Source organism: Ruegeria sp. D6, from assembly GCF_056534365.1.
The window spans coordinates 380,339-393,659 of the sequence record NZ_JBQFPH010000001.1 but is presented as its reverse complement, the minus strand read 5'-3'; the positions used below and the strand labels follow the sequence as shown (position 1 = coordinate 393,659).

15 protein-coding genes are annotated in these 13,321 nt (G+C 55.1%); 9 read left to right on the top strand and 6 right to left on the bottom strand.

Annotated elements, in window-relative coordinates:
- Position 1: 1 nt before the first annotated feature.
- The 5 genes from ACR0A1_RS01945 to ACR0A1_RS01925 all read left to right on the top strand — a co-directional run bounded on the left by ACR0A1_RS01945 (position 2) and on the right by ACR0A1_RS01925 (position 3,910).
- Positions 2 to 685: an SDR family NAD(P)-dependent oxidoreductase gene (locus ACR0A1_RS01945; protein ID WP_480866018.1), complete on the top strand. Its 684-nt coding sequence runs from the start codon at positions 2 to 4 to the stop codon at positions 683 to 685.
- Between the two features lie 3 nt (positions 686 to 688).
- Positions 689 to 1,750: a flavin monoamine oxidase family protein gene (locus ACR0A1_RS01940; RefSeq protein ID WP_480754301.1), complete on the top strand. Its 1,062-nt coding sequence runs from the start codon at positions 689 to 691 to the stop codon at positions 1,748 to 1,750.
- A gap of 6 nt (positions 1,751 to 1,756) precedes the next feature.
- Positions 1,757 to 2,320, top strand: a complete 564-nt coding sequence (locus tag ACR0A1_RS01935; RefSeq protein WP_480754303.1) for a TetR/AcrR family transcriptional regulator — start codon at positions 1,757 to 1,759, stop codon at positions 2,318 to 2,320.
- Positions 2,321 to 2,383: 63 nt separating this feature from the next.
- A complete protein-coding gene (locus ACR0A1_RS01930) occupies positions 2,384 to 3,241 on the top strand; it encodes an SDR family oxidoreductase (protein WP_170819486.1) in 858 nt (285 codons plus the stop codon).
- A 492-nt stretch (positions 3,242 to 3,733) separates the two neighbouring features.
- Positions 3,734 to 3,910, top strand: coding sequence for a hypothetical protein (locus ACR0A1_RS01925; protein WP_170819487.1), 177 nt, complete (start codon positions 3,734 to 3,736; stop codon positions 3,908 to 3,910).
- A 297-nt stretch (positions 3,911 to 4,207) separates the two neighbouring features.
- Here ACR0A1_RS01925 and ACR0A1_RS01920 read toward each other — a convergent pair whose 3' ends face one another.
- Complete coding sequence (locus tag ACR0A1_RS01920) at positions 4,208 to 4,900, bottom strand: class I SAM-dependent methyltransferase (RefSeq protein WP_480866016.1); 693 nt, start codon at positions 4,898 to 4,900, stop codon at positions 4,208 to 4,210.
- 51 nt (positions 4,901 to 4,951) lie between these two features.
- On the opposite strand from ACR0A1_RS01920, the gene ACR0A1_RS01915 reads away from it, so the two are divergent.
- Complete coding sequence (locus ACR0A1_RS01915; RefSeq protein ID WP_170508695.1) at positions 4,952 to 5,851, top strand: LysR family transcriptional regulator; 900 nt, start codon at positions 4,952 to 4,954, stop codon at positions 5,849 to 5,851.
- Between the two features lie 16 nt (positions 5,852 to 5,867).
- Complete coding sequence (locus ACR0A1_RS01910) at positions 5,868 to 6,359, top strand: P-loop nucleotide/nucleoside kinase family protein (protein WP_170399709.1); 492 nt, start codon at positions 5,868 to 5,870, stop codon at positions 6,357 to 6,359.
- Positions 6,360 to 6,458: 99 nt separating this feature from the next.
- On the opposite strand, the gene ACR0A1_RS01905 is transcribed toward ACR0A1_RS01910, so the two are convergent.
- Both ACR0A1_RS01905 and ACR0A1_RS01900 read right to left on the bottom strand, forming a co-directional pair.
- The gene (locus tag ACR0A1_RS01905) at positions 6,459 to 6,893 is read right to left on the bottom strand and encodes a DUF4345 domain-containing protein (protein ID WP_170399705.1); all 435 of its coding nucleotides are present in this window, start codon (positions 6,891 to 6,893) and stop codon (positions 6,459 to 6,461) included.
- 28 nt (positions 6,894 to 6,921) lie between these two features.
- Positions 6,922 to 7,749: an NmrA family NAD(P)-binding protein gene (locus ACR0A1_RS01900; protein ID WP_170424807.1), complete on the bottom strand. Its 828-nt coding sequence runs from the start codon at positions 7,747 to 7,749 to the stop codon at positions 6,922 to 6,924.
- Between ACR0A1_RS01900 and ACR0A1_RS01895 the strand changes: the two genes are divergently transcribed.
- Positions 7,743 to 8,882 carry an AraC family transcriptional regulator gene (locus ACR0A1_RS01895; RefSeq protein ID WP_480866014.1) on the top strand — a complete coding sequence of 380 codons (1,140 nt, stop codon included), beginning with the start codon at positions 7,743 to 7,745 and terminating at the stop codon, positions 8,880 to 8,882. The two genes, ACR0A1_RS01900 and ACR0A1_RS01895, sit on opposite strands and share 7 nt — an antisense overlap.
- Before the next feature lie 313 nt (positions 8,883 to 9,195).
- Here the strand turns inward: ACR0A1_RS01895 and ACR0A1_RS01890 are convergent, their stop codons facing one another.
- Genes ACR0A1_RS01890 through ACR0A1_RS01880 form a run of 3 tightly spaced genes read right to left on the bottom strand, consistent with a single transcriptional unit; the run spans position 9,196 to position 12,308 of the window.
- Positions 9,196 to 11,169: a pyridoxamine 5'-phosphate oxidase family protein gene (locus ACR0A1_RS01890; RefSeq protein ID WP_480866012.1), complete on the bottom strand. Its 1,974-nt coding sequence runs from the start codon at positions 11,167 to 11,169 to the stop codon at positions 9,196 to 9,198.
- A gap of 26 nt (positions 11,170 to 11,195) precedes the next feature.
- Positions 11,196 to 11,672, bottom strand: coding sequence for a nuclear transport factor 2 family protein (locus ACR0A1_RS01885; protein WP_170567713.1), 477 nt, complete (start codon positions 11,670 to 11,672; stop codon positions 11,196 to 11,198).
- Between the two features lie 12 nt (positions 11,673 to 11,684).
- Complete coding sequence (locus tag ACR0A1_RS01880; RefSeq protein ID WP_480866009.1) at positions 11,685 to 12,308, bottom strand: glutathione S-transferase family protein; 624 nt, start codon at positions 12,306 to 12,308, stop codon at positions 11,685 to 11,687.
- A 107-nt stretch (positions 12,309 to 12,415) separates the two neighbouring features.
- On the opposite strand from ACR0A1_RS01880, the gene ACR0A1_RS01875 reads away from it, so the two are divergent.
- Positions 12,416 to 13,318, top strand: a complete 903-nt coding sequence (locus ACR0A1_RS01875) for a LysR family transcriptional regulator (RefSeq protein ID WP_170598774.1) — start codon at positions 12,416 to 12,418, stop codon at positions 13,316 to 13,318.
- Positions 13,319 to 13,321 lie beyond the last annotated feature (3 nt).

The window sequence follows — 13,321 nt, the reverse complement described above, 5'->3', positions numbered from 1 at the left end:
CATGAATAGCAAGAAACCTCTGGCGATTGTCGCCGGTGCGGGGGCTGGCCTTGGCCAGTCCCTTCTCGCGCGGTTTCAGGCAGGTGGCATGACGGCCATTGGTCTTGGACGGACGCAGCCGCAGGAAACGATCGCGCCGTTTCATCAGGTCGATCTGTCCGATCCGAGTGCGGTTGCACCAGTGATTTCTGAATTGATCGCTACGCATGGCCCGCCGAAGATCGTGGTACACAATACGGCTGAGCTGGTGATCGCGCCATTCCCCGAAACCGCATTGGAGGACTATCAGAGAACGTGGACATCAATGGTGCAATCTTTGGTCCTGCTGGGGCAATGTGTTCTGCAACCGATGGTGCGCGGCGGTAGTGGCGCGCTGATCGTTTCGGGGGCCACAGCGTCGCTGCGCGGCGGCCCACGGTTTTCCGCCTTTGCGTCGGCTAAGTTCGCCCTGCGCGGGCTGACACAATCGCTGGCACGTGAATATCAACCGGCTGGCGTACATATCTCGCACGTCGTTTTGGACGGGATCATCGATACACACCGCTCGCGGGATTTGCACTCGCTGGATCCGTCGAAGATGATGAAACCGGACGAGATTGCCGAGGCCTACTGGCAGTTAGCCCATCAACCGCAATCCACCTGGACCCATGAGCTGGACCTGCGCCCGGCATCTGAGGGGTTCTGAGCGATGCGGACGCAAACTCTGATCATTGGCGCAGGCCTTTCTGGCCTCTGCCTTGCGCGACAGCTACAGACACGAAACCATGACTACCTGCTGGTCGAAGCGCGGGGTCGTTCGGGCGGACGTATCTTGACGGAAAGGCTGGAGGGTGGGTACTTCGACATGGGTCCCGCCTGGTTCTGGCCCGGGCAGCCGCGTATTGCAGCGTTAATAAAGCGGCTCGGACTGGAGTGGTTCGAGCAATATTCAACAGGCGCTCTCAGCTTTGAAAACGAGATCGGCCAGGTCGAGCGCGATCGCGGGTTTGCCTCGATGCAAGGATCTTATCGCTTGAAAGGTGGTCTGGGCGCCCTCACTGATGCGCTTGCCGCTGAGATACCGCCGAAGCGGCTCATCTTATCCGCGCCTATCGTCGGGTTAGAGAAGTCTGCGTCTGGGATCACCGCGACCGCTCAAACTGGGCAGGTCATCCATGCTCAGGAAGTCGTACTGGCCCTCCCTCCTCGCGTGGCGAGCAAGATCGCGTTCTCACCTGCTTTACCAGATGAAGCTTTAGCGGCAATGACTGGGATCGCGACTTGGATGGCCGGCCAGGCCAAAGTCATCGCTGTCTATGATACCCCGTTCTGGCGCACGGCCGGGCTGTCCGGAGACGCGATGAGCCGCAGGGGGCCGATGGTGGAAATACACGACGCCTCCCCTGCCGAGGGCGGACCTTACGCGTTGTTCGGCTTTATCGGCTTACCCCCGCGCACCCGCAGTAACGAAGAACGGCTGCGGCAGTTGCTCAAAGAGCAACTGTCCAGGCTGTTCGGCGCCGAAGCTGCGGAGCCAAAGACACTCTTTGTTAAAGATTGGGCCTTTGACCCGTTCACCTCTATCGAAGCGGATCAACAGCCGTTATACGCTCATCCGCAATACGGGCTGCCCCATGCGATGACCCGTCTGTGGGATGGCCGACTAATCTTTGGCGGAACCGAAGTTGCACCACAGTTCAGGGGCTATATCGAAGGCGCCCTGGAGGCTGCGGAAAACGCGCTGGCCCTGATCATGACGGAAAAGGTTTGAGCACGTATGACGAGTGATACCAAGACTGCCCTTCTGGATGTTGCCGAACACGCCGCACGGGCGCGCGGATTTGACGGGTTCAGCTATGCCGATCTGGCCGAGGCAGTGGGCATTCGCAAGGCGTCGATCCATTACCATTTCCCGACCAAAGCGGCGCTGTCGGCGGCACTCATGGGTCGCTATCATGAGACCCTGCAGGCAGAGTGCAACCGCATCCGGGTAGAACACAAAACCGGGGCCGAGCAAATGCTGGCCCTGATCGACCTCTACCGGGATGCACTCAATGACGGGAAAACCTTGTGTCTCTGCGTGTCGCTCATCAGCAGCCGTGAAAGCCTTTCGGATGACGTGATCCAAAAGATCAGAAAATTCCGCGCCATGATGGTTACCCAAATCGAAGAGATCCTGAAGCTTGGCCAAGAGGACAAATCAATCACCGGTATCACCGATCCGATCTCGGAGTCCCGCGCGATACTGGCCCTTTTGGAAGGCGCGCATCTGACCGCGCGCGCAGAAGAGAATGTGAATACCTTCGATGAGGCTTTGGGCGTTTTAAAGTCCCGCTGTTGACCTTCGCCCCGACACATCGGATCGTTGCCGCAAGCAATTCATTTGATATTCGGAGCTTCCATTATGCCCAAAGTCATTCTGATCACCGGCACGTCAACCGGCCTTGGTGTTCAAATCGCCGTACAAGCGGCCCATGCGGGCCATACTGTCTACGCTACTATGCGAAACCTCGCCAAGCGCGGCATCTTGGATGCGGCCGCCTCTGACGCTGGCGTCAATTTCAACGTGCTTGAGCTGGACGTGCAAGACAGCGCCAGCGTAAACGCCGCAGTCGATCAGATCATCGCGAACGAGGGGCGGATCGATAAGCTGATCAACAATGCGGGTGCTGGATTTGTTCGCACAACCGAACAAGCCAGCGAAGAAGACGTCGCCTGGGTCATGGATGTGAATTTCATGGGAGTCGTGCGCTGCACAAAAGCGGTGATGCCACACATGCGCGCAGCACGCTCGGGCCACGTCATCACAATCTCATCCGTAGGCGGCCTTGTGGGTCAGCCGTTCAATGAGATCTACTGCGCCGCAAAGTTCGCCGTTGAGGGATACACTGAGGCTCTGGCCAGCTATGTCACGCCCAATTTCGGTATCCATTTCTCGACAGTCGAACCGGGCGGTATTCAATCCGAGTTTGCGACCAATGTGCTTAAACATGTCGAGGCCACGGGCGGGATGCTTGAGGATGAGTATCTACCTATTCTCCAGAAGTATATCGGCGGCGCTCAGGCGCGAATGGATGGCAGCGATATCTATCAAACTTCGGAACAAGTGGCATCAGTTGTCATGGGCGTGGTTGAAGCCTCTGACCCGCCGATCCGCGTTCGCACTTCAAACTGGGGTGAGGCGTTTACTCGCCTGAAAACCGAAGCAGACCCGGATGGAAAAAAGCAACAAGCAGCCGTGATTGAGCAGTTCCTACGCTAAAACCTTACTCGTGTAAGTCTGCTCGGAATGCGGCAGCCTTGCTGCAATTGCCACAGGTTTCCATGCTGCATCAACGGCGACGTCCGCTTTTTGCGATGTCGAGGAACACCAGCACGCGTCGATCATGCGTACAATCCCTGATCCTTTTCGGATCGGTTTCTGTCGGCAATGTCGTAAAGCTTTTCGCGACCAGCGCCATGAAAACCATTGCACGCGTCACGTCATTTCACTCTGTGATAGACCATTCAGCATCATCCAAATGTCGCCGTTTCTCGAATTGGTCTGGGGTATAAGCCAGACCAATTCGAGAAAAGGTGCCTGCAGGCAATAGCGGCGTCCGACAATCCAATGACAACACCCCGCGGTGGGAGCTTTGCCTGATCCAACGCAGGGCCTTCGATCCGGTCGCCCGACAGACTCACCGTCGAACCCAACAATTTCGCACAGATTCATGAAAAAGCACTCACTCGTTTAGCCTTGCTGGGCGACACAATGAACACCGTCGCCCGGATAGAAAGTGCTGCCAGAGACTTCGGAGTAGAAGTGGTGATCTCGGATGCTGTCAGGGAACAACTGTCCGATGAAGTTAACAAAATGCTATCCCAACTTCCCGCCTACAATGCCCGCGGAAAAACCGATCAAATGGTGCTTTGGACCATCACTAAGTGATTTGCCATTGCAGAAGCTATCGAAATCTAAACACTTGGGCCGTTCGTGTGGACGGCTCAGACCTTCTATTGGCAAACAGTTCTCAACGCTGAATTGCGGCCCGACAGACCTTACTTTCGCCGCGGCCGCAACATCTGGTTCTTATTAACTCATGGTTTTCGGGCAACGCCGCCAATCGCAATAGCTTTCTAAAGGTGGAAACAAACCTGAATGCAGTCCATTCATTCAGGAATTTACTGTTACTGGTGATGTGACACAGATAGCGTTTCCACTTGCAAAGCTGAATGAACTAGAGCTTCAAGGTTTTTGCGCAACAACATAACGACTCTGGAGCATCGAGGCTTGATCGGAAGTATACAGGATTTCAAAGCCTGCACGCTCAATTTTCCTATCAAGCATCGACATAGAAACGAAATTCACAAACGGGGCTTTCCCAAAAAACTGCATGATAGGGATCGCGAGACGACTGATCATCGCATACTTGAACCCACCATTCTCAGGCGCACACACCGTTTTGGATATGAAAACCCCACCGGATTTTGTCAATTTGGCAATATGCTCTAGCGCTTGATCCAAATCAGGCAGGAGATGAAGCAGGTTATGCGCCAGAACCGCATCGTAACCACCTTCAACAGGATCGTGCTCGAGAACTTCGGCCACCTTGAAAGTGACATTCTCCAATCCTTCTTTAGCACGCTTCTCGTTGGCAATCTCGATCATGCCCGGAGCGAGATCCGAGGCGGTGATATGGTTGACATGCGGTGCAAGCAACAGCGCGGTTGAACCCGTCCCGCAACCGATTTCCAGTACACTGTCTTCTGCTTTTAGGTGCGACTTCGTACGTTCGAGTGTGTTCAGATACCCTTCCATGTTCCGGATTGGGTCCGCCGCATACTTTCGCGAGATTCTGCTCCAGAACGCGGCATCTTTGGACAAAGCAGCCATTTTATTACTCTCTTTCAAGTTTGCTGTCGCATCCCATACATCCATACACACATTTACTAAATTGCCATAATTCGCAGAAGTGTTATGCATAAATGCATGAACTGGAATGCCATCAATTTCGACTGGAATCAGGTACGGACCTTTCTTGCGACGGCTGAAGAAGGCTCGTTTTCCGCAGCGGCGCGCGTTCTCGAGCAAACTCAACCTACTGTCGGTCGTCAGGTTGCGGCGCTGGAATTGGCGCTTGGGATCACCCTGTTTGAAAGAGTTGGTAAATCGCTTAGTCTAACGACCGCTGGCGCCGAGCTTTTGTTGCATGTCAGAGAAATGGCGGATGTCGCGCACAGGATCTCCCTTACTGCTACAAGCCAGTCGCAAACTGTCGAAGGGCAAGTCAGGATCACCGCGTCAGATGTGATGTCTGCCTATCAGCTGCCGCCTATACTGAAAAAGATCCGACTTGCAGCACCGCGTCTTGAGATCGACGTCGTTGCTGCCAATGACTTACGAGACATACAGAGACGTGAGGCTGATATCGCCATCCGACATGTACGCCCGACGCAACCAGATCTGACCGCAAAGCTTGTTGCCGAGGCGACGGCACATTTTTACGCAGCACCTGCGTACCTTGATCAGTTGGGAAGGCCGAAAAATGAAAACGAGCTCGCGAAGTTGGATTTTGTGGGGTTTGGCGACATTGACACGATGATCGGTTTTCTCGATCCGGCGGGCGTTAAGGTCACTCGAAAGAGTTTCCGGATTGGCTCGCAAAGCGGAATTGTATCCTGGGAGCTGGTGCGCCAAGGGTTTGGCATCAGTGTAATGTCGGATGACGTGGCTGCCTTGACACCAGGTGTGGAGCGCGTGCTACCCGACCGAGAGCCGTTTAAGTTCCCGATTTGGCTGGCGACGCACTCGGAATTACATACTGCGCGAAGGATCAGGTTGGTGTTTGATCAACTTGCAGATCAACTGAGCACAGGGGCCATTAGGTAGTCCGGGAGTTCACCCTATGTCACAGGTCCAACCAACGCTTCACTTGCTTTGTGGTAAAGTCGCCTCAGGAAAATCAAGTCTGGCGGCGAAACTTGCGAATAGCGGCGGGGCGGTGCTCATTTCAGAAGATGAATGGCTTAGCGTCCTATTCGGCGACCAGATGAACTCCCTGCAGGATTATGTAAATTGCGCTTTGAAATTGCGGCCGGTCATGGGGCGGCACATCGCATCGTTGCTGAAGGCCGGGGTTTCTGTCATTCTCGACTTTCCGGCGAACACAATTGAAAACAGAGCCTGGATGCGCAAGCTGCTGGAAGAAACTGCTGCGACGCACCAGCTTCACTTTTTGGACTTGCCGGATGAGGTTTGTCTGCGCCGGCTGCACAAGCGCAACAGTGAAGGTGCGCATGCCTTTGCAGCAACGGAAGATCAATATTGGCGTTTGGCGAGGTATTTCGAGGCACCATCACCCGAAGAAGGTTTTAATGTCATAACTCACAATCGGTAGCGCCAGCCATTCAGTATTTCGCGGAGTCACTCAGATATTTTGGCCACCCACTCTGTATCGGTGAATGGCCAAATGCACTCAGGCAGCTTTCACTGTGTCTCAAATCCGAAGTTTACGCGACGACATGAGGTGCATGCCAGCTTTCGTTAGCCGCCCTTTGCTCGCGGCCCACAAACACAGCAGTCCAAGTACCATCTCTATCCCAAGAGCAGAAAGGATGCTGTCCGATGGTCGTCCATCAAGCATAATGCTGACCACGCGCCCCGCGGCAAAGGCGAAGAACACAGTGGCTCCAAGCCAAGCTGATGTCTGGGCCATCTTTTGGTATAGCGCTCCCGACAGGATGATCAGGCCAAGTGCAGCCAGATTGGCAGCAGGTGCGCGCAATTCGCTCATCAAGTTCGGCTGCGGCGAAATATCAATGCCGTAGCTGGAGTAAAAGGCCAGTGGGGCCAGCGTGATGATCAGCCCCAGGGTGGCTGCAACAAGACCCGCCAACCCCAGGACAAGCCTGCGTTTTACGTCAAACGTCATGATTGTGTTCCTTTGTCGTCAGACCGACTCATGCAGCTTGTGTCCAAGCGCCAGACTTTGCGGCTTCATCAGCAAAATCAGAGAAATCGCGCGGAGCTCTCCCCAAGGCACGTTGAACACCGTCCGCAGTGTTCGCATTGCGACCATCAAGCGTTTCCCTCGCTATGTCAGTAATCACGTCAGCAATCATCTCTCCGCTCGCGTTGATGATTTCCGCATGGAAGTCTTCAAACGAAATCGGCACATATTGCACGGTTCTACCCATTGCGCGCGAAAGCTCGGCAGCCATTTCGGCAAATGTCATGAGACGCGGCCCTGTAACTTCATAAAGCTCGCCAGTGTGTCCTTCCTCGGTCAAGGCGGCGACGGCAACGTCGGCAATGTCGTCCACGTCGATAATCGGTTCACGCACGTCACCTGCGGGCATGGGCAACACACCGGCCATTACCGGCTCCAGCAATGCACCTTCAGAGTAGTTTTGCGCAAACCACGCCGCACGGACGATCGTAAAGGGCACACCGGAGTTCCGAACAACCCCTTCGGCACGTTCGGCATGAAATTCTCCGCGACCTGTTAACAGCACAAGTCGCTGCAGTCCTTTTTCTCGAGCCAATGCCGAAAAGGCCGCAACTTGCTCGACCGCGCCCGGAAAGGCGATGTCAGGAAAATAGGAAATATAGGCGGCAGAAACACCGTCCAGGATTGCAGGCCATGTCTGCGGTTTTTCCCAATCAAATGGGGTTTTGCTATTCCGCGATCCACGCCGAACTGCATGGCCGCTGTCTTCAAGGCGCGTCACGATACGTGATCCGGTTTTACCTGTTGCGCCAAGTACGAGAATGGTTTGCTGTGTCATCGGTCATCTCCGTAAAATCAGTCAATGACCCCAAAATAGGTAAGCACGAAGGACGAAGAAGTCTGCATTGTCCTGACTTTTTATCCATTCATCCAAATACTGTGGACAATTGGGGAGATATCGAACAGTCTGGTGCAGTGAGCCAGATCAACCCCCATATTCCCGACCCCCATGCACTGGCGCAGCCAATCGGTGATCCGCTCGGGGAAATTCTTCATCTTCTGAAACTGACGGGTACATTCTATTGCCAGTCGCGCATGTCTGCGCCTTGGGGCGTTTCTATACCGGGTTTCCCCGAAATACTGAGCTTTGCGGTCATTACGCACGGGCGTTGCTTTATGAGGGTCGGAGAAGATGTGCCGTTTGAAGTCGAGAAAGGCGACTTGGTTCTGATGACAAATGGCGCGCCAGTTGGGTTCTCCAGCTCAAAAGACACCCCACTTTTGAAACTGGAAGAACTGCCCATACGCAAGGTGACCGAGCTCTACGAAACGCTAGAGCACGGCGGCGGTGGAGCCGAGACCGGAATCATGTACGGGCTCGTCAGGATAGATCACGCGGCCAGCGGCATGTTGATGGCCTTGCTTCCCGACGTACTCAAAATCGATCCGTGGGAAGAGGATGCAGGGAGCTGGCTACAAGCAACTTTGCAATTCATTGCAAGAGAGGCGCGTGAATTACGACCGGGCGGCGAAACAGTGATTACACGCTTGGCCGATGTGGTTGTCATCGAGGCTATTCGCCGATGGTTGAACAGTGCGCCCGACGCCAATCGAGGTTGGCTGAAAGCCGCCAGAGACCAACAGATTGGCCGCACCATTGTTTCCATTCATCGCGCACCTGCAGCAAACTGGACAGTCGAGTCTCTTGCGCAGGTTGCAGGTATGTCCAGATCGGCGTTTTCCGCACGGTTTACCGAACTCGTCGGTGTGCCGGCAATACAATACCTTGCGACCTGGCGGATGCATCTGGCGCGGGAACGATTAATTGCTACCGATCAACCAATCTCGCAAATCGTGGCTGAGATAGGGTACCTATCTGAACCTTCTTTTAACAAAGCATTCAAACGGGTTTTTAACATGCCTCCAGGGAAAGTCCGCAAGCTGCAACATCAGTCACAAGGCGCTGTTTAGTCGAAAATAGACACGTCTTGCGAAAAGCGTATTTGCTTTGAGTCTAAACAGGTCGGCTTCAGGCTCGTTGCAGACTTCGGTGCAGACGCAGCGCAAGCGCCTTCCCCGTTCTCCACGATACATCCAACGGCTCAAACCGGGCCTTGCGCGGAGCGATCAGTTTCCGCGAGTGCAGCCCACATAGCGGTCATCGATCCGGGATAGCACTGAGGAAACCGGTATCGTTTCGACTTGGTGAAAACCTTTCCAACACCTAATCATAGAGTTGATTATGCTGCCCGGAGACGTCATGGGCAGGCTTTTTGTCTCCCTATCAAAACACAAATGTCTCGCGGTGGCGCCTTGCTTCCTCAACGCCCAGCCCGTTGAGCGCCGCCTCCGTACTGGTCATCATAGCTTCAGGACCGCACATGTACACATCTCGCATTCCGAGATGCGCGACCGATTGAACGTCTTCGCTTTGCATGCGTCGCTCCTCAATCTTCAGCAGCTGGTCGGTGAAAGTCGCGTTCAGATCATCGCGTGCGGATTTCGCAGCCAATGCGTTTTCGCCTGCGCTTTGAAACGCGACAATACGTAGTGTCACCTGGTCCGAAACAGAGCTGTTTTTTTTCGCAAAGTGCTGCAGAACTGCAATGTCATCGTCCCGACCGGAAAACAGAAACACGATATCGATGGGCTGGTCCTGCGGGTAAGTCTCTACCACTTGTTTGACTCCGTCCCACATCACCATGAACGGGGTGATGCCAACGCCACCCGCGATCCAAAGCATCTTTGCTGGGAACTTTGGGGGGCTGCCCTCAGCCACTTCGGAAAAACAGGAAAAGCCCGCTCCGGTGCCTTTGAATTTAACTGGAAGATTGTACGTGATCAGCTTCTCCGCGTTGTTGTGCAAGAGGTTGGACATCAGACCGCCTGGTTTGCGTTTGACCGTAACACTGATCCGATTGGTCGTGCGAAACGCGTTGTTCTCTTCGTCAAACTTTGGCGCTCCGGAAAGCGTCCATGTGCGGACGTAGTCCTCGTTCACAAGCTGAGGGTTTGTCTCGTTCATGTGGCTGTATCCGGCGTCCACCAGGTCGGAGAAGTCAAAGACGCCAAAGCCACCGGGCAATGGGGCATTGATTGCCTCAGACAACTCGAATTCGAAGGTACTGATTGTGCTGGACAGGGGTTTTGTAGCGATAAGCTTGGCGGTCAACGGGATAGCGGCGTCGTGCGCCTTGATTGCATGTCCCATCTTCTCCAACTCTGCGCGCAAATATTTGACCGGCGGATTGTAGGGGGAGAGTTGCTCTTTTGATGCCTGCTTGAGGTTTAGGCCTCCACGCACAAAAACCGCGCCCGTTACCTTGATACGTGTCAGCAGGCTCACGCGCGGCATCAGCGCATCTGCGTCATCCCCAAGCAGATTTTCAGCATCCCCCGTAATGTAGAGGATCTCACCGGTTTCAAAGTCTGGAAAGACCAGCCCAACCTTCGGGTCCGTTTCGATATTGCCCAGCGACTGGTAGAAGCGATTGCCAGAATGATCGGGCAGAACCAAATAGGTCGTAACCCGCGCCCCGTCGTTCTCCTCGTAGAGCCGGGTAAAGCCGGGCGCGCCGCCGCGATGATTGACGCCCATATCGGTCTGAGCGCCTGCAGTGGTGGCATCGCTTGTATGTTTTGTCGCCAAGAACAAGGTGCTGGCGCGCGCCACGACGGATTTGGCCTCATTCGACAGCACAGATGAGTGCACATCGAAGCTGTCATGGATAATTTCAGGGTTGCGTCGCGTGTGCCCTAAGGAACGGACTGTAATGTACTTTGGACAGTTCCCCAAGTGCTGATCGGACAACAGTTGTAACCTGATCTTCTCCTCGCCCTCGACATCTGCGGTACGTATGGAGCCCGCAATTTTGTTTCGTCGGCGGTTACCGAAATCGATCCCAACCCCGGCAAAGAGCCGAGCTTCAAGGCCCGATGCGGGATCCTGGCTCACAGCACGCACAAAGGGATCATGCGGATTGGTTTCCGCGACCACATGCGTGGTGTTCTGGCCCGCAACCTGAATGCCAACAGAAGGGTCGCTGTCTGATTGTGTAACCAGAAGGCTGACCCACGGACGCCCATTACGATCAAGCGTTGCGAGCGGCAAATAGGACAGACCCGCAAAGAAATCCGCATGCTGTTTCGGCATATCGCTTTCGATGTAGTGCGGAATCGCATCGCTCACCTCTTTGGGAGTGTGACGCCGCTCTTGCAGCATCAACTCACCTCTGTGCGATTTATGTATCTGTGCCATCGCTTGATCCTTTCACCAGAGCCACGCTAGAGCCCGAGATCGCTCAGACCGGGGTGGTCATCCGGACGGCGCCCCGGCGGCCAGCGGAACTTTCTGTCCGCCTCTTGGATGGGGTGTTCATTGATGCTGGCAAACCGGCGTTCCATGTAGCCATCCTTGTCGAACTCCCAATTTTCATTGCCATAGGCCCGGAACCAGTTTCCGCCGTCATCGTGGTACTCATAGGCGTAGCGGACCGCGATGCGATTGCCGTCATGTGCCCAAAGCTCTTTGATCAGACGGTAGTCCAGTTCCTTGGCCCATTTCCGGGTCAAGAACTCCTCAATCTGATCGCGCCCTTGGGGAAACTCGATCCGGTTGCGCCACTTGCTGTCCGGCGTGTAGGCCAGCGCGACCTTGGCCGGATCCCGGCCGTTCCAGCCGTCCTCAGCCAGGCGCACCTTTTGAATGGCGGTTTCTTTTGAGAACGGTGGCAAAGGATGCCGTTGGGCTTCGGTCGTCATGGGTTTGCCCTTTCACTCTGCAACAAGACCAACAGCCGTCGCCGGCATCGCTTCAAAACCGGGCAAGGCCTCAAACCGAGCGAGCCAGGCACGGACATTCGGGTATGGCTCGAGAGAGACATTCCCCTCCGGCGCGTGTGCCGTATAGGAGTAGTTAGCCACATCAGCGATCGTGGGTTGCTCGCCGACGAGCCAGTCGCGGCCCGTGAGCCCATGCTCCAGTTTCTGCATCGCTTTTTCGGCAGTCGCGGCTGCAAAGTTCGGGTCCAGCGGCGCGCCAAAGACGGTGATCAACCGCGCAGCGCAAGAACCAAACGCAATCTCTCCAGCCGCTAAAGTGAGCCAACGCTGCACGTTTGCTTCTCCGACCGCATCACTTGGTATCCAATCAGGCGCATATGTCCGCGCAAGATAGACAAGAATCGCGTTCGAGTCGGACACAACAACCTCGCCATCCTCAAGAACGGGCACTTGCCCATTTGGGTTCATGGCAAGAAATTCAGGCGACTTATGCGCGCCAGCTGCCAGATCGACGGGAACAACCTCATGTGCAATCCCGGCAAGTTTCGCAAAGACCAAAGCGCGGTGTGCATGGCCAGATTTGGCGAAATGGTGAATACGAACAGCGTTGGACATGGGTTTCTCCGGTTGGTTGCAGGTGTTGAACAAGCAATACACATTGCGCTTCTTGATGATAATCTCCTATATTTGACGAACTTTAAGCCCTCAGAAGGCGCAATGAGATGGACAAGATAGACCGCATGCGGGCCTTTGCGCTGGTTGCAAAGAACACGTCGTTCACCGTCGCTGCGCAGCGCATGGGGCGGTCTGCGCGTTTGGTCAGTAAGTACGTCGCTGATCTGGAAAACGCGCTTGGTGTACAGCTGCTCAATCGCACGACCCGCAGCGTGTCGTTGACAGATGCGGGTGCAACATACCTGATGTTGTGCGAGCCGCTTCTCGACGGATTCGACGAACTCGAAGACAGGGTCAGAAATGAGCAGGCGTCCCTTCGCGGTGTGATCCATATCTCGGCGCCAACGGGGTTTGGCGCATTGCGGTTGGTACCTTCGCTCGCCAAATTCGCTGAGAAACACCCCCATGTAGAGCTCGATCTGAAGTTTTCTGATCGCAGAGCGTCGATTGTTGAAGAAGGCCTCGACCTTGCTGTCAGGATTGGCCCAATGCGGGACAGCTCGCTCAAGGTTCGGCAATTGGGCCGCATGCCCTTGGTTGTCTGTGCCTCACCCACCTATTTGGAACGCGCAGGGCGCCCGGACCATCCCCGGGCACTGGCCAAACATGAGTGCATTCTCGATGGCAATATGACAGAGCCTACAGTGTGGAGGTTCGACTTCGGCGGCCAAGAAGAGGCTGTCCAAGTGACTGGACGCTTCCGAATGAATGCTCCCGCTGCGTCGGCTCGCCTTGCTGAACAAGGCGCCGCCATCGCACGGTGCCCGGCATATACAGTCGCAGATGCCTTACGGTCCGGCGATCTGGTCGAGCTGTTTCCGGAGAACCGGGTGTCGCCATATGTCGTCGCTGCATTATTTCCACAGAACAGGCGCATTACAACTCGGGTGCGCGCGCTTCTGGATCACCTAGCAGGCGACACGACTTTATGTCCTGATGGAAAGCGCTGACGG

What these genes read in the sequence shown, in the direction of transcription:
- ACR0A1_RS01945 (WP_480866018.1), top strand. Translation starts at nt 2, where the DNA reads ATGAATAGCAAGAAACCTCTGGCGATTGTCGCCGGTGCGGGGGCTGGC.
- ACR0A1_RS01940 (WP_480754301.1), top strand. Translation starts at nt 689, where the DNA reads ATGCGGACGCAAACTCTGATCATTGGCGCAGGCCTTTCTGGCCTCTGC.
- ACR0A1_RS01935 (WP_480754303.1), top strand. Translation starts at nt 1,757, where the DNA reads ATGACGAGTGATACCAAGACTGCCCTTCTGGATGTTGCCGAACACGCC.
- ACR0A1_RS01930 (WP_170819486.1), top strand. Translation starts at nt 2,384, where the DNA reads ATGCCCAAAGTCATTCTGATCACCGGCACGTCAACCGGCCTTGGTGTT.
- ACR0A1_RS01925 (WP_170819487.1), top strand. Translation starts at nt 3,734, where the DNA reads ATGAACACCGTCGCCCGGATAGAAAGTGCTGCCAGAGACTTCGGAGTA.
- ACR0A1_RS01920 (WP_480866016.1), bottom strand. Translation starts at nt 4,900, where the DNA reads ATGGATGTATGGGATGCGACAGCAAACTTGAAAGAGAGTAATAAAATG.
- ACR0A1_RS01915 (WP_170508695.1), top strand. Translation starts at nt 4,952, where the DNA reads ATGAACTGGAATGCCATCAATTTCGACTGGAATCAGGTACGGACCTTT.
- ACR0A1_RS01910 (WP_170399709.1), top strand. Translation starts at nt 5,868, where the DNA reads ATGTCACAGGTCCAACCAACGCTTCACTTGCTTTGTGGTAAAGTCGCC.
- ACR0A1_RS01905 (WP_170399705.1), bottom strand. Translation starts at nt 6,893, where the DNA reads ATGACGTTTGACGTAAAACGCAGGCTTGTCCTGGGGTTGGCGGGTCTT.
- ACR0A1_RS01900 (WP_170424807.1), bottom strand. Translation starts at nt 7,749, where the DNA reads ATGACACAGCAAACCATTCTCGTACTTGGCGCAACAGGTAAAACCGGA.
- ACR0A1_RS01890 (WP_480866012.1), bottom strand. Translation starts at nt 11,169, where the DNA reads ATGGCACAGATACATAAATCGCACAGAGGTGAGTTGATGCTGCAAGAG.
- ACR0A1_RS01885 (WP_170567713.1), bottom strand. Translation starts at nt 11,672, where the DNA reads ATGACGACCGAAGCCCAACGGCATCCTTTGCCACCGTTCTCAAAAGAA.
- ACR0A1_RS01880 (WP_480866009.1), bottom strand. Translation starts at nt 12,308, where the DNA reads ATGTCCAACGCTGTTCGTATTCACCATTTCGCCAAATCTGGCCATGCA.
- ACR0A1_RS01875 (WP_170598774.1), top strand. Translation starts at nt 12,416, where the DNA reads ATGGACAAGATAGACCGCATGCGGGCCTTTGCGCTGGTTGCAAAGAAC.